Raw genomic sequence first — 17,213 nt, 5'->3', positions numbered from 1 at the left:
TGGGCTGGCGAACACGTTGCAAAAAAGCAATCGCATTTTTCATGCGATTGCTTTTTAATAGGCGTACTTCTGTTTTAACCTCGTCTGATTTTCATGACGTTACAGGTGAGCTAAGCCGTTTCCGTCTTGTGTTGTGCCGGTGGCGTCTGCTTGTTCAACTTCTCGTGGGACATCCGCGCCCGCAGCGCCCAGAGGATCGACGTGGTATCGACGACTTCTTGGAGCATGGCGCCAAACAAGGCTGGGATCACCCCAGTGGCGGCGATCAACATGAGCACGGTACAAATAATGATCCCGATCATCACGGATTGTCGCGCTACTTTCATGGTATCGCGGGCCAGTTCGACGGCGGTGGCGACTTTGGAAATATCATCTTTCAAAATCACGGCGTCGGCGGATTCGCTGGCGGCGCTGGCGCCATTCGCGCCCATGGCGATACCCACATCAGCGGCGGCTAGGGCCGGCGCGTCATTGACGCCATCACCGACCATGATCACTGGTCGGTCGCTGGCCGGCGCTTCGGTGATCAGGCGGATTTTCTCCTGAGGTAAACATTCCGCGTGGACTTCGGTCAGCGCCACTTGGGCAGCAATGTGTTCCGCGGTTTCCTGCTTGTCGCCGGTCAACATGGCCAACCGCGACAAACCTTGTTGCCGTAACGTTTTGATGGTTTGGGGCGCTTCCGTGCGGATCCGGTCGGCCAAGGTGACATAGCCGGCGAAGCGGTCGTTGATCGACATGAAAATCACGGATTCGCCTTCATTTAATTGGACTTCTGCTGGGGCTGCGGCGATGAAAGTCGCGCGGCCCGCTTTGATTTCGTGTTCCGCGAAGCGACCTTGGACACCTTGACCGGCGACTTCGCTGAAATCATCGACTTGCGCCGCGGCGAAATCAGGTTGTTCGTTGGCATAGCGGACGATCGCCCGGGCGAAAATATGATTCGACTGGATCTCCAAATTACCTAACGCGCCGATAAATTCGGCCTCGGACAGCCAAGCTTCAGGGTGAACGGCGATCACATTCAAACGCCCTGTGGTGATCGTCCCGGTTTTGTCAAAGAAGGCTGTTTTAGCTTTGGCCAGTTTCTCGATGCTGGTCCCTGATTTAATAATGATGCTGTTGCGGCTGGAGCGGCTCATCCCGGAAACCAAGGCCACCGGCGCCGCCAAAATCAACGGACATGGTGAGGCGACAACCAGCACTTCCGCGAAGCGATGGGGATCGCCGGAAACGATCCAAGCTACAACGGCAATCACCAAGGAAATAATCGTGAAAGGCACAGCGTAACGGTCGGCCATCCGCACGAAATGCGCGGGTTTGTCCGCGGACTCCTTGACCAATTTGACGATCGTCTGATACTGCGAATCGGCGGCCAAGTGGGTGACCCGCATGGTGATTGCAGTGTCGCCGTTGACCGTCCCTGATAACAGGTCACTGCCGACTTTCTTGGGAATCAAAACTGACTCACCAGTCATCGACGATTCGTCAAAGCTCCCTGAGCCGGCGGTAACGATCCCATCCACGGGCACGGCTTCACCAGGTTTGACCACCACGATGTCATTCAATTGCACGTCATCAATGGATTTATCCACTAGACCACCATTTTCCTGAACGTGGGCGATGGACGGCGAGTTGTCCAAGAGATTTTTCAAATCGGAACCGGCTTTGTTGGCGGCGTAATCCTCCAATGAATCGCCACCGGTCAACATGACCAGGATCATCAAGCTGGCCCAATATTCACCGACGCTTAAGGTCGCGGCGATCGACATGATCGCCAGCAGATCCACGCCGTATTTGCCTGATTTCAAAGTCTTGACCATTTCCACAAACATGGACAAGGCTAGAATCGCCCCCATCACGGTGACGATAACTTGTGCTACGATTGGCTGATGAAACAGAAATTGTGTGATCAAAGCCACACATCCGACTGCCAAAACCGTCAGAAATTTTTTTTGATGTGCCATAAAAATTTCCTCCTTCGAAGTCAGTCCAACTAAAAAAAGCCATCCTGACCTGTTCATCGTCAGTATAGCATAGAAGAATTGTGATGTAAATTAGAATGAGTCTAAAAATGATCTGATTATAAATCGTTTAAGCAAAATGGTGATAAACGTTGATATGACAATGGTTTCGTCGATAAACGAACAAGATTGTCTACAACCTATTTAGAACAATCCCGGATTTTATGTCGCTTATCTTCTAGAAAAACACCGTAACCGAGATCAACGAAATAATTAGAAATAATTTATTTTTCTGACAATCGAAGCTTATCTAATCAACCTCAGTATACCACGGTTGCGCTGATTTTGCTGGGCAGAAGGAGAATCATCGCCTGATCCGCGTTCCAGCGCGGCGCCTCTCCAACTAAAGGCCGATATTGGCGGAGTTTGAACAGAATTGCTGATATTTGCCGGGGATAAGTGTAGAATTAGATGTGTAGAAAAGTAACGGAGGTGTTGCGCCGATGATGATCTATCTATTAATTGCCGCCTTGCTGGCTAGCATGCTCTTTGGGATCTACTGGCAGTCCCAGATCGTGATCCGGGCTCGCTATAAGTACACGCCGCTGATTTTCAGTCTGCTGATCGGTGGCTGGGCCTTGAGTGAACCGATCAATAATTTCGCTTTCGTGATTTTATTGGCCGCCTTTTTCACCTTGAATTTTATGGATGGTGTTGGGGGGATCGGGTCGAAACGGTTGGTTACCAGCGGGCTCTTCTCCCGGGTGGTGGATTACTCCACGGTGACGGCTTTGAAGGTCTTGCCGGTCACGCTGCCCAATGGTAAAGTGCGGGTGATCATTGTGTTTGTGATCAATGACGCTCAGCAGATTCAAATGAATTTCAATCAGGGATTAGAAGTGCTGTTGAAAACGTTGGCTAAGTTGTTGCCGGAAACGGTTAAGATCGAAGTCGATCATCTGACTTAATCACTCGTCAGTTCTTGCGGTGATTTGGCGAACAAAAGGGAACAGTAAATGAAAAGCAGTCGCGCGACTTTGGCGTGACTGCTTTTTTGCATTGTTGTTGTGGGCACGTTTCAATGATGGCCGCAGCTTGCGCTGCGAAATTCGGGGTGAGCTCGCTGTGGGCGCTGTTTTGAGCCAATCCGCAAAGTGCGCGGCTTGTCTCAAAATCAGGCCTTGGTCTAAGTGGCAAAGCCACTAAGACCAATTTCACGGCGATCTCACCCCGAATTTCTCCGCTCCAGCCGCTCAACGTTTTAACAGACGTTTGAGCACTCACGCCGACTGGCAAGCTGTTGCCAATTGATGGAGAGCCACGCAATTGACGACCGTGGTTAGCGGATACAAGGTTTAAATTGGCGACACCAGTGCAATTTGTCTGATGAACGAACCTAGTTCTCAGTGAATCAACTAAATCGGTTGGCTTGCCATCCAAGGTTTGTTAAGGAAACAAGCAGAGATATTCGGCCTATGCAAAATGTCCCGACCTTCTAACCTAAATCAGTTGGCATTGCCGTACCACCTAAAAAGTGAGCAATTGTTTGACCACCACACTTGCAAAAGCACTTCGTCAAATACCCAACTTCGATTGCAGATAAGCTCAATTCTGCCTAGCAACCGGGTCGGGCCATGCGGCTCAGCAGTGAAATTATTCTTTGCGGCTTTGCCGCTTAGAATAAGGCTCGATTTTGAGACAAGCCGCGGGTTTTGCGGATTGGCTCAAAACGATGCCCACTGCGTTCCAGCCGCACAAATGGCCCGACCCGGTTGCGCTTACGCGCAACACCCACTACACCCGCAATCCAGCAAGCACTCTTTTACAAAATCGGAGACAATAACCGGGAGAAATACTGCTTGAACCGCAACCAATGCGATTGCCGCCCGATGATCTCTGGCGTCAACAAATAGGCGTTTTTCATATCGTCACGGAAAATCGCGCTGAGCTGTTGACTGACTTGCGCGTCGTAAATGTAGGCGTTACATTCGAAATTCAGTGAGTAACTGCGGTAGTCCTGATTCATTGAGCCGATGAAGCAATATTGATCGTCCACCACCGCGGTTTTAGCGTGGAGAAAGCCATTGGTGTAGATGTAGATCTTCACGCCAAACGTGGTCAAAAGATTGGCGTAATATTGGGTGGCGCGATAAATAAACGGGTGATCGGGCATACAGGGAACCATGACCCGGACGTCGATGCCCGAGCGAGCGGCAACAGTAAGGGCGCTGATCATTGAATCGTCGGGGACCAGGTAGGGTGTCTGGATCCAAACGGATTTCTTCGCTGTCAGCAACATTTTCATCATGCCGCCCTTAAGGATATCCTCTTCGGTATCGGGACCGTCGGAAACGATTTGGATCGGGGTGTGGCCCTGAGCCAAGGCGATCGTTTGCGGGAAGTATTCTTCGCGGAACCAGATGCGCTGGTGATAATGTTCGATCGAGGCGTTCCAATCCATGATGAACCGCTCTTGCAACGCCAACACACTGGTGCCGACGATGCGGACGTGGGTGTCTCGCCAGTAGCCAAACTTTTTACTGCGGCCTAGGTATTGGTCGCCGACGTTGAAGCCGCCAGTCCAGCCAACTTGGCCGTCGATCACCACGACTTTGCGGTGCAAGTGATAGTTCAGTCGGGTTTTGCGGATCAAGTCGCGGGAGGTGATGAAGGGCACCACTTCGCCGCCAGCGTCGCGCAACGGCTTGAACCATTTGCGACTAGTGCCTGGCGAGCCCCAGGGATCATAGATCAACCGAACTTCCAAGCCTTGCCGGGCCTTGCGGATCAGTAAATCCAGGAAGTCATTGCCGATTTGATCGTTGTAGAAGGAATAATATTCCACATGGATAAAGCGTTGCGCCGCTTCAATATCCTTGAAAACAGCGGCGAATTTGGCGGCCCCATCGGTGTAAATTTGGACATCGTTGTGGTGGGTCACCGGCGAATCCTCGGCGCGGTCGAAATATTCGATCAAGCCAGCCGCCTGTTTGGTGGTGTCCGCTTGGTCCGAGTGGTCGTTTTTGGCGGGGAGGTCGTGGACGATCAGGTCCTTCAAGTGGGCCAACCCGATATGGTCCTGATGATTCAGGGCGAAGATGTTCTCCCGCGCGATGCCCCGCCCGAGAAAAGCGTAGATCAAAAAGCCTAGCCCTGGCAGTAAGACCAAGACCAGCAGCCAAGCTAGCGTCGCCGGAATACTTCGCGGGCGGTGAAACACGGTAATGATCGCGCCCGCGGTGTTGATCAGCAACAGCGCGATAATAATCAAAATAACAATCCGTAAATTCATAATACTCCCCTAATTGAATACTCCCCTAATTGCCCCTAGTTGACATGGCTTAACCCTAGTTGACCTGGTTTAACCCCAGTTTGCGGCGTTCAATGCCGATTACGGCGCTTAATCCCGGTCGCGCCCGCCGAAAAGCAGAACCAGCCGCAACAATTGCAGCAAGCTGGACAAGACCGCCGCGACGTAGGTCATCGCCGCTGCTGTCAACACCTGGCGGACCATCGGCACTTCCTCAGTGGTCAACAACCCATCGCTACTCAAGATTTTCAAAGCGCGGGCGGACGCGTTGAATTCCACCGGTAAGGTCACCAATTGGAAAACCAGCACCAAGGCGAAGGCCCAAATCCCAATGTTGATCAGGGTTTGGTTCCAACTGAACAAGACCCCAATAATAATCAAGGGTAAGGAAATGGTCGAACCTAAATTGACCAATGGGAAAATCCCCGTCCTAATTCGTAGCGGCACGTAATTTTGGTGGTGTTGCAAGGCGTGCCCGACTTCATGGGCTGCCACGCCGATCGCCGCCACCGACGTGGAATTATAGGTGGCTTGGGACAGACTCAGCGTGCGGTTGCCAGAATTATAATTGTCAGTCAGATGCCCTTGAACCTCTTGAATCGTCACATCGGTGATCCCCGAGGCGGCTAAGATCTGCGCCGCCGCCTCAGCACCGGTCAGATTATTTTGACTATGGACTTGGTCGAACTTGCGGAAAGTGCTGTTGACCCGCGCCGAAGCGATTCCAGTAATGATCAGGCCAACAATCACGAAAATATAAGTTGGGTCGAAGAAGAACATCACACTCATCCTTTCATTGAAGAGCAACGCAAATGAGAAAAATTTGAACCAGCATTTCTCGTGCCGGCAGCGCCAAGCCCGTTTTCTGTGACTGTTTGTCACTAAGCGCTTGTCACCATTCTACCACGCCCGCCTGGAAAAACTAGCGTTAGCGGTGACTTTGGTGCTTAAGTCTGAGTCAAAAGCGAACACCAGCTGTTAGGCGGCGTCGTTCGGCTTTACAATTTCGGCCGTACGATTTCGGCTTGGCCATTTCAGGCCCGCCAGTTGACTTGCCGTTGGATCTGCCAATTGCCACTGGGAGTCAGCTGATAGCCCAGCGTGCGTAAACTGGTTTGTTGCGCCGCCGTCAGGCCAGACGCCGCCATCTCAATCAATTCTCCGCCCAATTCGACGAAAATAAACGCGGTCAAATGGCGGGTGATCTCTAGAAATAGCGCCGATTGTTGTGCGGAAACTAATGCTGGACTGGGCCAAACCGCCAAGCTGGCGCCAAGCTCTGGCGATAGCGCCGCTGTCTTTTCGGGATCGCGGGGGCTTGCGGTGGGCGCTGCTGGTGTTGCTGGTATCGCTAGTGCCGCTGCTGCCACGGGTGCCGCTGATGTCGCAGCCTGCGTGGCTGTTTGGCTGGTTGCCGTGGACAGTTGGCAGGGCAGGATCCGCGCCACGCCCACCAAGGCGCCGGTGCTTCGCTGCGTGATCCCCCAGAGCAAGCGTTGATTTTTCATGATCGCCAACATTTGCCCTTGAATGAATTGAGCGGTGTGGGCATAGTCACTGGTTTGCGCGGCCAATTGTGGTAATTGTTGGAGCAAGGCGTGGCTGTTTTTCAGCGGTGCGTTGGTCAACCAGTCCAAAGTGTAGTGGTCGGTTAAAATGGGATGATATTTTTCAAATTTGGTCATGATTGCTTCCTTTAGTGATTGAAATTTAAAAAGGTTGTGAGATAATTAATCCGTGCACATTTCCCGACCGGTACTGAATCCCAATTAATTGGGCAGACTGGCAGCGGGGCAGAAGTAGGCACGTGACTTGAAATGACAAACGAGTCGAAGACTTCCTTAAGAGTTGTCCGCGACTCGTCGTTGAACTTAATGGTTATGATTGAATAGAAAGCGATTGATCACTGCCAACACCCGCTCGTCATCATGCAACTTGGAATGTTCCGCGTCTTTGCCGAAGACCTCGACTTCTTTGAAGGTTTTGGCGATGGGGGCGAGGATGTACCGAATCGACTTGGCCGAGATCACGCTGATATATTTATCGGTATTGCTGGTGTCGCCAATATTGCCGTAAATATTCAGCACGCTAACGTTAGCGGGAAACCGATGGCGCCCCAATAACAGTTGCAAGTAATGAGGATTCATGATCACCGGCCGCCCTTCGTGGTTCAAGCGGTTGACATTGGGCCAGTCGCCCAGGGCCACCACGCCATCGAACACACCGGCCACCAGCACCAACTTGTTGAGCTTGGGGAAGGCGGCGTTGTCGTAATTGCGCATTTCCACCCGCACCAAAGCCGTGGCGCCGATCGAATGCCCCACCGCATTATATTCGGAAAAGCCAAACTGGGCCTTAAGTTTGGGCAGCACCAGATTGAGCCAATTGACGATTTGCAAAACCGGCATCCACTTATCCTTGAAGACGATCTGGATCAAAGGATAAGGATCCGTCGACCAATGACCCTCATAAGTCAGGTCACCACGCCAATCAACGATCACCTTCAAATAAGTATCACTGTCGGTGGCGTTTTGGGCGCTGAGCACCATTTTGTTGGTGGTATAATCACCACCACGGAAACCGTGCACATAAATCGTCGGCACCTGATGCGGCCGCGCGCGATCTTGCGCGGTCAAGCCGTGATCAGGCTGTTGTGCCTTTTCATATTGTTCTGTTTGATAGTGCTCCTTGACACGCCGCCGTTGCCCCAGCGCAACCCCGACGCCGACCAAGCCCACCGCGACGCCACTAGCGAAATGCGCCCAGGCTTTAGTCGTGTTTTTATTCGTTTTCAAAAACTATCCACCCATTCTCCAGCTTACTTCTCTAGTAACATTATATTGATCAATAGGAAAATTAACAACTTTATCATAACTTTTAATGGAGGAATTTTTATGGCTCGTAATTATTATGCAGTATTAAGAGGGCGCCGGCCTGGTATTTATACCGATTGGGAAGTGGTCAAAGGTGAAGTTTTCGGCTTCTCCAACGCCCGCTACAAGAGTTTCGACACGAAGGAAGCGGCCGCGGCTTGGTTAGCCATCGAAGCGGACAAACCGGCGACCGCCACCCAATCAACCCCCCCGACCGCGAAAAGCAACACGCAACCCCAACGCACGCCACTGCATCTGGATTTGAATGTCCAAGACCCGAACATCATTCAAGTCTTCACGGATGGCGGCTCCCGCAACACCGGCAATAAACTAGGCCAGCATGTCAAAAGCGACGACCTAGCCGCCTGGGCCTACCTGATCATCCTTCCCGATGGCCAACAATTCAGCGGCAGCGCTGGCGAAACCGGCGCGACCAATAACCGCATGGAACTGCTGGCCCTGATCAACGCCTTAGAGAAATTACAAAGCGAAAATCTGCAAGGCAACGCCATCCAAATCACCAGCGATTCTCACTATGTGCTTGATCCGATCCGCGAAGGCTGGTTGAACAATTGGCGCCAGCGTGATTGGCGTAAATCCACGGGCAAAGTCATTGCCAATTTGGAAGCTTGGCAACAGATCGATCAGTTGTTGACGCATTTCAGTCAGCTGAACTTCCAATGGGCCAAGGGACACGCCACTAATTCCGGCAATATTTTCGTTGACGAACTCTTGAACAAAACCATGGACGCAATGTAACTGGGTTTGTTCTTGATTGCAGGTGTGGTGGGTGTTGGTGGGGACGCAACCGCCTCAGGACGTTTATCGTGGCTGGAACGCGGTGGGCACTGTTTTGAGCCAATCCGCAAGCCCGGCGGCTTGTCTCAAAATCAGGCCTTATTCTAAGCGATAAATCGCTAAGAATAATCTCACCGCTGAGCCACACGTCCTGAGGCGGTTGCTGAACAGAATTGAGCCTATCTGCAATCGAAGCGAAGGATTTGACGAAGTGCTTTTGCAAGTGTGGTGGTCAAACAATTACCCTATTTTGGGGTGGTACGGCAATGTCAACTGATTCGGATTTGTTGGTTGGTGCATTTTGCGTTGATTGGACATCTTTGCCTGCTCCCTAAACGATTCTCGGTGAAAACCGACCAATTCAGTTGATTCATTGAGAACTAGCTCTGTTCAACTGACAAACTGTACTGGTGTCACCAATTTAGAGTTTGTAACCACTAACCACGGTCGTCATTTGCGTGGCTCCCCATCAATTGGCAATAGCTTGCCGGATGTCGTGAGTGCTCAAACGTCTGTTAAAACGTTGAGCGGCTGGAGCGGAGAAATTCGGGGTGAGATCGCCGTGAAATTGTCCTTAGCGGCTTTGCCGCTTAGGACAAGGCCTGATTTTGAGACAAGCCGCGCACTTTGCGGATTGGCTCAAAACAGCGCCCACAGCGAGCCCACCCCAAATTTCGCAGCGCAAGCCGCGGCCAATCTACTTTTGGGGTGGTACGGCAATGTCAACGGATTTGGATTAGTCGGTTGGGCCACCATGCGTAGGTTGACCGACTTTACCTGCTCCCTAGACAATACTTGAGTGAAGGCAAACTGATTCGGTTGATTCATCAAGAACCTGCCCGAGTTCATCAGAAAGACTGCTCTGGTGTCACCAATTTAAAACTGATGACCACTAACCACGGTCGTCATTTGCGTGACTCCACATCAATTGGCAATAGCTTGTCAGTCGGCGGGACTGCTCAAACGGCTGTTAAAACGTTGAGCGGCTGGAGCGGAGAAATTCGGGGTGAGATCGCCGTGAAATTGGTCTTAGTGGCTCTGCCACTTAGACCAAGGCTCAGCTTTGAGATTCGCGGGTTTTGCGAAGCTCAAAGTGACGCCCACAGCGAGCTCACCCCGAATTTCGCAGTGCAAGCTGCGGCCAACCTACTTTCAGACCCAGGCAAACCCCAGCCGCACACCAAATGAAAAAAGCAGCTAACGCAGAAAATCCACGTTAGCTGCTTTTTGAAATGGCAAAAATTAATCCAGGTCTTTTTTACCAGTGTAGAGTTCGTAGTAGTAACCTTGCAAGGCCATTAGTTCATCGTGATTGCCATGCTCGATGATCCGCCCATGATCCAGCACCAAGATCAGATCGGAGTTGGCGATTGTCGACAACCGGTGGGCGATCACAAAGGTCGTCCGCCCGGCCATCAAGTTATCCATCCCCGCCTGAACTTGCCGCTCAGTCCGCGTATCGATACTGGATGTCGCTTCATCTAAGATCATCAGCGGCGTGTCCGCCACGCTGGCCCGGGCGATCGACAATAATTGCCGTTGCCCTTGCGACAGATCCGAGCCATCGCCGTCGATCGGGGTATCGTAGCCCCGGGGTAGATCGTCGATGAACTCATCGGCTTGGGCCAACTCACCGGCCGCCTCGACTTCGCTATCGGTGGCGTTCAACCGCCCGAAGCGGATATTCTCGCGAACCGACGTACTGAACAGGTTGGTGGCCTGTAAGACGATCGCCATCGAGTGCCGCAGGTCGGCTTTTTTGATCTGCTTGATGTCGATGCCGTCGTAGGTGATCGTGCCGGAATCGATTTCGTAGAAGCGGTTCAACATACTACTGAAAGTGGTTTTCCCGGCGCCGGTTTCCCCGACCAAGGCGACCTTCTCGCCAGGTTCCACGGTCACGTTGATGTCGTGGAGGACGGTTTTGCCAGGAAGGTAACCGAAATTAACATGGTCAAAAACGATCCGCCCCAGCACCGGCACTTGCTTGATCGTGCCGTCCGCGTTGGGAACTTCCCAGAACCAGCGGCGCGAACCGGCGGCGGTGTCAGTCATGTCTTGTTTCAAGGTGACTTGGCCATCATCGACTTCCACCGGACTGTCTTCCAATTGGAAAATCCGCTCCGCCCCAGCCAATGCCAGGACGATGGAATTCAATTGTTGGGAGATTTGGGAGATCGGTTGGCTGAAGGACTTGCTTAACTGCAAGAAGGCCGCAATCGCGCCTAAAGTCAGCGGCGCCCAATGATTGATGGCGATCATCCCGCCGAAAATCGCGATCAAGACGTACAAGGCGTTACCAATGTTGCCCATGATCGGGAACAACATGACCGCGAAGGAGTTGGCCCGAGCCGCGTCGACGCGATATTGGTCGTTATAAACGTCAAATTCTTCTTTGATCTGCGGTTCGTGGGAGAAAACTTTAACGACTTTCAGACCGTTGAGTACTTCTTCCACATAACCGTTCACGATGCCTAAGTGTTTCTGCTGTTGCTTGAAATAATAACCAGAACGACTGGTCAAATAGCGCACCACGCCAATACTCAAGCCGAAAATCGCCAAGGTGATCAGGGTCAACAACGGACTGAGTGCCAACATTCCGAACAGAACGAAAATCAAGTTGAAGGCCGAGTTAACAAATTGGGGGATACTTTGGGAAATCATTTGCATCAAGGTATCCACATCGTTGGTGTAGCGGCTCATGATATCGCCGTAATCGTTTTGGTCGAAGTAAATGATCGGCAAGGACTGCATATGAGCGAACATGTCGTCGCGGATCTTCTTTTGTAACCGCTGGCCCAGAACCGCCATGGTTTGTGTGGTAATGAAGGTGGCGATCACGCCTAACAGGTAGATGGCGCCCATGACCAGGATCGCGTGGAACAGCGGCGTGAAATTAGGGTAGGCTTGTTGCGTCAACGGGACGATATAATCATCGATCAGCCGTTGTAAGAAAAGCGAGCCGTAAACCGTAGCCGCGGCGGAAACAATAATGGCGACCATGGCGATGATGAAGGGTGCCGGGTAAGTTTGGACAATATATTTCAACAACCGTTTCAACGTATCTTTACGAAAAGGTTCTTTCTGCTGTTTAACTTTAGCCATTGGCTTCATCACCTGCTTTCTTTTCTTGATATTGGTAGATGTCACGGTACAAGGCGTTGCTCTTGACCAGTTCGTCATGGGTACCGACGGCTTGGACATGGCCGCGGTCCATAACGATGATCTGATCGGCGTCTTTGATCGAGACGATCCGTTGGGAAATAATGATTTTGGTAGTGTCTGGGAGATCTGCGGCCAGTCCTTCGCGGATCATCCGCTCGGTGGTGGTGTCCACGGCAGAGGTCGAATCGTCGAGGATCAAGATCTTCGGCTTCTTCAGCAGCGCCCGGGCAATGGTCAAACGCTGTAACTGCCCACCGGAAACGTTGCTCCCACCTTGTTCGATGTGGGTTTGGTAACCATCTGGGAATTCATTGATAAAGCCATCAGCTTGAGCGATTTTAGCCGCGGCGATCAATTCCTCATCGCTAGCGTCCTCATTGCCCCAGCGTAAGTTCTCGGCGATCGTGCCGGAGAAAAGCACATTGTTTTGTAAGACCATCGCCACATTGTCCCGCAGTGTCCGCAGATCGTAGTGGCGCACGTTATGCCCGCCGATCCGCAAACGCCCGTGGGAAACATCGTAAAGCCGGGGGATCAGCTGAACCAGGCTACTTTTACCAGCGCCGGTCTCACCGATGATCCCGATGACTTCACCGGACTTGATCTGCAAATTGATGTCCTGCAAGATCTCCCGCGGTGAATCGTTGAAAGTGAAATTAACATGTTGGAACTCGATCGCCCCATTGGCCACCGTCTTGATCGGGTCCTTCGGGTCGTTGATCGTTGGCCGATCTTGCAACACCGCCGTGATCCGCTCGCCACTGGCTTGAGCGATGGATAATTGGGTGAAGACCATCGCCAACATATTTAAGCTGAACAAAATCGAATTAGAATAAGCGTACATACTGACCAGTTCGCCGGTTTGTAATGAACCGCCCACGATCAATTTCGCGCCGAACCAAGATAAGAGCAGCAAAGACAGGTTCAAGATCAGCATCATCGCTGGACCGTTCAATGACATGATCCGTTGCGCCTTGGTGAAAACATCGGCGATGCCTTTGGACGCTTGCTTGAATTTAGCGTTCTCTTCATCAGCGCGCACGTAAGTTTTGACCACCTGCACGCCCCGAATGTTTTCCCGAACGACCCGGTTCAAAGTGTCATAACGCCGGAAGACGACCCGGAACAACGGCCGCGCCGCATGCAAGATCAGCACTAAGAAAATCGTCAGGATCGGGATCATCACCACGAAAACCAGCGCCAATTGACTATTGACGCGAAAGGCCATCATAATGGAGAACAGGAATAGTAGCGGCGCCCGCACCGTCATCCGGATCATCATTTGATAACCCATTTGGACGTTGGAAATATCGGTGGTCAGCCGCGTCACTAAACTGGACCCGGAGAAATGATCGATATTGGCGAACGAGAAATCTTGAATATGATAGAACAGATCGTGGCGCAGATTGGTCGCGTAACCAGCGGCCGCGTGCGGCGCGACCCAACTAGCCGCCGCCCCACAGATCAGCGAGAAAATCGCCATGGCCAACAGAATCAGACCATATTTGGTAATGTAATTCATGTCACTTTTTTGAATCCCAGCATCAATGATATTACCCATTAAAAAGGGAATAAACGTTTCTACGGCAACTTCCACCGCCACCAGGATCGGCGACAGAATCGTCAAACCTTTGTACTGGCGGATCGAGCGCGAGAGTGTTTTCAGCAAGATATCAACCTCCTATGTAATTATAAAATAAAAAATACCGATACTACCCATCATACGCTAAAACGCGCGCGAATGCCTATGTTTTGCTTACCAAAAGTGTGAAGCGCTGACGCACAACGTGTTAGATTGGCCGCAGCTTGCGCTGCGAAATTCGGGGTGAGCTCGCTGTGGGCGCTGTTTTGAGCCAATCCGCAAAGTGCGCGGCTTGTCTCAAAATCAGGCCTTGGTCTAAGTGGCAAAGCCACTAAACGTGTTCGCCGACCTAGCTTCTTCCGCTTAGCTACGCAACTATTCCGGAGGCAAAGCCCAGCCTCCAAAATAGTTGCTAGGCTAATGCTCAGAAGCTGACCAGGTCGGCTCGCACTCTCAACAATTTCACGGCGATCTCACCCCGAATTTCTCCGCTCCAGCCGCTCAACGTTATAACAGCCGTTTGAGCACTCACGCCAGTTGGCAAGCTATCGCCAATTGATGCGGAGCCACGCAATTGACGGCCGTGGTTAGTGGTTACAAACTTTACATTGGTGACACCAGCGTAGTCTGTCTGATGAACTGAGGCAAGTTCTTGATGAATCAGCTGAATCGGTCGGCTTAATCAGCTGAATTCGGTCGGCTTCCAAACCAATGATTGTTAAGGAAACAAGCAGAGAGTGTTCAGCCTACGCAAAATATCCCGGTCTTCTAATCCAAATCAGTTGGCATTGTCGTACCACACCCAAAAGGGCGATTGTTTGACCTCTCGCTTGCAAAAGCGCTTCGTCAAATCCTTCGCCGCGATTGCAGATAAGCTCAATTCTGCCTAGCAACCGCCTCAGGACGTGTGGCTCAGCGGTGAGATTATTCTTAGCGATTTATCGCTTAGAATAAGGCCTGATTTTGAGACAAGCCGCGGTCTTTGCGGATTGGCTCAAAACAGTGCCCACCGCGTTCCAGCCACGACAAACGTCCTGAGGCGGTTGCGTCACCACCCAAACCCACCCCACCTGCAATCAAGCACAAGATCAAGAATAGAAACCAGTCATTCCAATCAATGGAAACAACGCCCACCACGTTACAACATAGTGTGAACGACCTCCTTCATTTATCTTAACGCAATTCAACTAGTAAAATGGTAATCTTTTGTGAATATTTATGAGGGGTTTTTGCGAAAAAGGCATAAAATGAGAGCGATTGGCAGATTGGCGGCAACAAGGTGTGGCAAACTGAGGCCACGCGATAAATCGTTGAAGCAGGACCACTTGCTGGAACCTGGGGCTGCCCCTGAGCACCAAGCGAGCTGAGCTAAGGTTGAAAGTTACCTGAGGAATCGAGGGACAGGTGGTTGACAGCTGGAAAGGTCGGATCAGCGCGAGCCAATTGGTTGACGGAGGTAGGTTGATCGCGAAATTTTGTGGGCAAAGTCCGTTTCGCGGCAGGCGATAATGTGATACGATAATCATGACCGGCGCACCAATCAACTGGCACGGCTTCGTTGCCGCCAGAACTAGGCAGGTAGTCGGTGCGCAATAGGGTAGGCAAGGGAAAGGTGGACGAAAGTAATGGCTAAGCGTATCGGCGCAGATTTTGTGGTGGGATTGCTTGTTTTTGCGCTGTGGTTTATGTCCGGCTTGGTTTGGTTCTGGCTTACAAACGGAACCGTGGTCGGCAAAGTCTTATCCAGCTTCGGCGTGGCCGCGGTCATCGGCGGCATCACTTTTGTTGTCGAATTGTTCATCCGAGAAAAATAACGCTGCTTGCTGATCGTTAAATTGTTCCAAGTCATCAGAGTATATAAATAACGCAAAGGTAAATGGAATTGAACTGTCCATTTTGCCTTTGCGTTTTAGTTTGCCGATGGGCGTGTGCAGGAATTACTGGTTCTATGCTTGAATCTGTGCTTGATTGCAGGTGTGCTGGTTGGGGTGGGGACGCAACCGCCTCAGGACGTTTGTCGTGGCTGGAACGCGGTGGGCACTGTTTTGAGCCAATCCGCAAAGTGCGCGGCTTGTCTCAAAATCAGGCCTTATTCTAAGCGATAAATCGCTAAGAATAATCTCACCACTGAGCCACACGTCCTGAGGCGGTTGCTGGGCAGAATTGAGCTTATCTGCAATTGATACGATGGATTTGACAAGGTGCTTTTGCGAGCTAGAGATTAAACAATCCCCACTTTTGAGATGGTGCGGCAATGCCAACGGATTTGGATTTGTTGGTTGGTACAGTTTGCATTTGTTTGGACATCTTTACTGGTTCCTAATCAATCCTTAAGTGGGAGTCGACCAATTCAGTTAGTTCAATGAGAACTAGCTTTGTTCCTCAGATAGACTGTGCTGGCGTCACCAATTCAAGGATTGTGACCACTAACCACGGTCGTCATTTGCGTGCCTCTCCATCAATTGACAACAGCTTACCAGTCGGCGTGAGTGCTCAAACGTCTGTTAAAACGTTGAGCGGCTGGAGCGGAGAAATTCGGGGTGAGATCGCCGTGAAATTGTCCTTGGCGGCTTTGCCGCTTAGGACAAGGCCTGATTTTGAGACAAGCCGCGTACTTTGCGGATTGGCTCAAAACAGCGCCCACAGCGAGCTCACCCCGAATTTCGCAGCGCAAGCTGCGGCTAATCTACTGTGGAAGTACATCAACACCAACGCCACGCAAGGCGTTAGGCATCGCGGACAGCGGCCAACCCGTCTACATCCAACAAGTTGACCGTTTTGCCCTGCCGCCGCAACAACTGCTCATCCTCAAAAATCTTGAACTTCCGGGAGATCGTCTCCGGCGTCGTGCCCAAGAAACTGGCCAACTCCTTCAATTTCATCGGTAACGTGACCTGATCTGTCTCATCGACCTTCGCCAGATCCAATAAATAAGTCGCTAGCCGTTGCTCGATCAAATCATGGTTCAATAACTGATTTTGCCGCTCCAACGCGTCAATCTTATTGGCGTTACTTTGTAATAGTTTCCAAGCGATACTGGGATAACGTTCCAAAAGAGGCTGGAAATCTTGCGCTTGCAGCACGCAAAAATTGGCGTTTTTCAACGTCTCCACATACAGATCCTGATTGGTGATCCCGAACAGGTTTTTCTCGCCTTCGAAATCGCCGGCCTCCAGGACCCGCAATAATTGTTCCTTGCCATTAGCGGCCAGTTGGTAGACCTTGGCCGCGCCTTGGGCCAGGATCACCAGCTGTTTGGGCGTGTTCGGCCCCAGCGCGATCTCGCCCTTGGTCAGATGATGATGCTTGACCAACGCCGAAACCCGCACCAATTCCTCATGATCCAGCTGGGTAAAAATCGGCACGATCTCCGCGCAAACGTGTTCTGTCATGGGATCACCTCACTGATAATTTAGCGTCAGATAAGACGCTTTGTTCGACTTGCGACTTGATTTTGGCTCTTTGAGTTGAGCGCCGCAAGCATTGATCCAAAATCGAAGCAATGTGGTTGTTCGTTGTTT

General features: G+C 51.4%; 21 protein-coding genes. 8 read left to right on the top strand and 13 right to left on the bottom strand.

Annotation, left to right across the window (positions count from 1 at the left end):
- Positions 1-110: 110 nt before the first annotated feature.
- The gene (locus tag ACYVSB_RS11580) at positions 111-1,967 is read right to left on the bottom strand and encodes a heavy metal translocating P-type ATPase (protein ID WP_461219507.1); all 1,857 of its coding nucleotides are present in this window, start codon (positions 1,965-1,967) and stop codon (positions 111-113) included.
- A 503-nt stretch (positions 1,968-2,470) separates the two neighbouring features.
- Here ACYVSB_RS11580 and ACYVSB_RS11575 point away from each other — a divergent pair.
- Positions 2,471-2,932, top strand: coding sequence for a hypothetical protein (locus ACYVSB_RS11575; protein ID WP_461219506.1), 462 nt, complete (start codon positions 2,471-2,473; stop codon positions 2,930-2,932).
- Between the two features lie 7 nt (positions 2,933-2,939).
- On the opposite strand, the gene ACYVSB_RS11570 is transcribed toward ACYVSB_RS11575, so the two are convergent.
- A complete protein-coding gene (locus ACYVSB_RS11570) occupies positions 2,940-3,290 on the bottom strand; it encodes a hypothetical protein (RefSeq protein ID WP_461219505.1) in 351 nt (116 codons plus the stop codon).
- A gap of 321 nt (positions 3,291-3,611) precedes the next feature.
- Here ACYVSB_RS11570 and ACYVSB_RS11565 point away from each other — a divergent pair, with 321 nt between their 5' ends.
- Entirely contained in the window at positions 3,612-3,827 is a 216-nt protein-coding gene (locus ACYVSB_RS11565) for a hypothetical protein (RefSeq protein WP_461219504.1), read from the top strand.
- On the opposite strand, the gene cls is transcribed toward ACYVSB_RS11565, so the two are convergent.
- The 4 genes from cls to ACYVSB_RS11545 form a co-directional block, all read right to left on the bottom strand.
- Complete coding sequence (cls, locus tag ACYVSB_RS11560) at positions 3,787-5,256, bottom strand: cardiolipin synthase (protein ID WP_461219503.1); 1,470 nt, start codon at positions 5,254-5,256, stop codon at positions 3,787-3,789. The two genes, ACYVSB_RS11565 and cls, sit on opposite strands and share 41 nt — an antisense overlap.
- Before the next feature lie 108 nt (positions 5,257-5,364).
- On the bottom strand, positions 5,365-6,063 hold the full coding sequence (locus ACYVSB_RS11555) for a zinc metallopeptidase (protein ID WP_461219502.1): 699 nt from the start codon (positions 6,061-6,063) through the stop codon (positions 5,365-5,367).
- 245 nt (positions 6,064-6,308) lie between these two features.
- The gene (locus ACYVSB_RS11550) at positions 6,309-6,959 is read right to left on the bottom strand and encodes a hypothetical protein (RefSeq protein WP_461219501.1); all 651 of its coding nucleotides are present in this window, start codon (positions 6,957-6,959) and stop codon (positions 6,309-6,311) included.
- A gap of 186 nt (positions 6,960-7,145) precedes the next feature.
- Positions 7,146-8,069, bottom strand: coding sequence for an alpha/beta hydrolase (locus ACYVSB_RS11545; protein ID WP_461219500.1), 924 nt, complete (start codon positions 8,067-8,069; stop codon positions 7,146-7,148).
- A 99-nt stretch (positions 8,070-8,168) separates the two neighbouring features.
- Here ACYVSB_RS11545 and ACYVSB_RS11540 point away from each other — a divergent pair, with 99 nt between their 5' ends.
- Positions 8,169-8,906 carry a ribonuclease H family protein gene (locus ACYVSB_RS11540; RefSeq protein ID WP_461219499.1) on the top strand — a complete coding sequence of 246 codons (738 nt, stop codon included), beginning with the start codon at positions 8,169-8,171 and terminating at the stop codon, positions 8,904-8,906.
- Here the strand turns inward: ACYVSB_RS11540 and ACYVSB_RS11535 are convergent.
- Positions 8,848-9,168 carry a hypothetical protein gene (locus ACYVSB_RS11535; protein WP_461219498.1) on the bottom strand — a complete coding sequence of 107 codons (321 nt, stop codon included), beginning with the start codon at positions 9,166-9,168 and terminating at the stop codon, positions 8,848-8,850. The two genes, ACYVSB_RS11540 and ACYVSB_RS11535, sit on opposite strands and share 59 nt — an antisense overlap.
- A gap of 150 nt (positions 9,169-9,318) precedes the next feature.
- On the opposite strand from ACYVSB_RS11535, the gene ACYVSB_RS11530 reads away from it, so the two are divergent.
- Both ACYVSB_RS11530 and ACYVSB_RS11525 read left to right on the top strand, forming a co-directional pair.
- On the top strand, positions 9,319-9,744 hold the full coding sequence (locus tag ACYVSB_RS11530; protein ID WP_461219497.1) for a hypothetical protein: 426 nt from the start codon (positions 9,319-9,321) through the stop codon (positions 9,742-9,744).
- Between the two features lie 20 nt (positions 9,745-9,764).
- Positions 9,765-10,133 (top strand): hypothetical protein, encoded by a 369-nt coding sequence (locus ACYVSB_RS11525; protein WP_461219496.1) that lies wholly within the window; start codon positions 9,765-9,767, stop codon positions 10,131-10,133.
- A gap of 54 nt (positions 10,134-10,187) precedes the next feature.
- Here ACYVSB_RS11525 and ACYVSB_RS11520 read toward each other — a convergent pair whose 3' ends face one another.
- The 4 genes from ACYVSB_RS11520 to ACYVSB_RS11505 all read right to left on the bottom strand — a co-directional run bounded on the left by ACYVSB_RS11520 (position 10,188) and on the right by ACYVSB_RS11505 (position 14,266).
- Positions 10,188-12,050, bottom strand: a complete 1,863-nt coding sequence (locus tag ACYVSB_RS11520) for an ABC transporter ATP-binding protein (protein WP_461219495.1) — start codon at positions 12,048-12,050, stop codon at positions 10,188-10,190.
- Complete coding sequence (locus ACYVSB_RS11515; protein ID WP_461219494.1) at positions 12,043-13,779, bottom strand: ABC transporter ATP-binding protein; 1,737 nt, start codon at positions 13,777-13,779, stop codon at positions 12,043-12,045. The genes ACYVSB_RS11520 and ACYVSB_RS11515 overlap by 8 nt, the downstream gene beginning before the upstream one ends.
- 50 nt (positions 13,780-13,829) lie before the next feature.
- The gene (locus tag ACYVSB_RS11510; protein WP_461219493.1) at positions 13,830-14,024 is read right to left on the bottom strand and encodes a hypothetical protein; all 195 of its coding nucleotides are present in this window, start codon (positions 14,022-14,024) and stop codon (positions 13,830-13,832) included.
- Positions 14,025-14,116: 92 nt separating this feature from the next.
- A complete protein-coding gene (locus ACYVSB_RS11505) occupies positions 14,117-14,266 on the bottom strand; it encodes a hypothetical protein (protein ID WP_461219492.1) in 150 nt (49 codons plus the stop codon).
- A 331-nt stretch (positions 14,267-14,597) separates the two neighbouring features.
- Between ACYVSB_RS11505 and ACYVSB_RS11500 the strand changes: the two genes are divergently transcribed.
- Positions 14,598-14,846: a hypothetical protein gene (locus tag ACYVSB_RS11500; protein ID WP_461219491.1), complete on the top strand. Its 249-nt coding sequence runs from the start codon at positions 14,598-14,600 to the stop codon at positions 14,844-14,846.
- A gap of 471 nt (positions 14,847-15,317) precedes the next feature.
- Complete coding sequence (locus ACYVSB_RS11495; RefSeq protein ID WP_461219490.1) at positions 15,318-15,506, top strand: hypothetical protein; 189 nt, start codon at positions 15,318-15,320, stop codon at positions 15,504-15,506.
- A gap of 132 nt (positions 15,507-15,638) precedes the next feature.
- Here the strand turns inward: ACYVSB_RS11495 and ACYVSB_RS11490 are convergent, their stop codons facing one another.
- Positions 15,639-15,830, bottom strand: coding sequence for a hypothetical protein (locus tag ACYVSB_RS11490; RefSeq protein WP_461219489.1), 192 nt, complete (start codon positions 15,828-15,830; stop codon positions 15,639-15,641).
- 224 nt (positions 15,831-16,054) lie between these two features.
- On the opposite strand from ACYVSB_RS11490, the gene ACYVSB_RS11485 reads away from it, so the two are divergent.
- A complete protein-coding gene (locus ACYVSB_RS11485) occupies positions 16,055-16,465 on the top strand; it encodes a hypothetical protein (RefSeq protein WP_461219488.1) in 411 nt (136 codons plus the stop codon).
- On the opposite strand, the gene ACYVSB_RS11480 is transcribed toward ACYVSB_RS11485, so the two are convergent.
- On the bottom strand, positions 16,419-17,084 hold the full coding sequence (locus tag ACYVSB_RS11480; protein ID WP_461219487.1) for a Crp/Fnr family transcriptional regulator: 666 nt from the start codon (positions 17,082-17,084) through the stop codon (positions 16,419-16,421). The two genes, ACYVSB_RS11485 and ACYVSB_RS11480, sit on opposite strands and share 47 nt — an antisense overlap.
- Positions 17,085-17,213: the final 129 nt, after the last annotated feature.

Source organism: Lapidilactobacillus salsurivasis (genome assembly GCF_054785215.1).
Note: the sequence above shows the minus strand (reverse complement) of the source record. Positions and strands in the feature narration are given on the sequence as shown.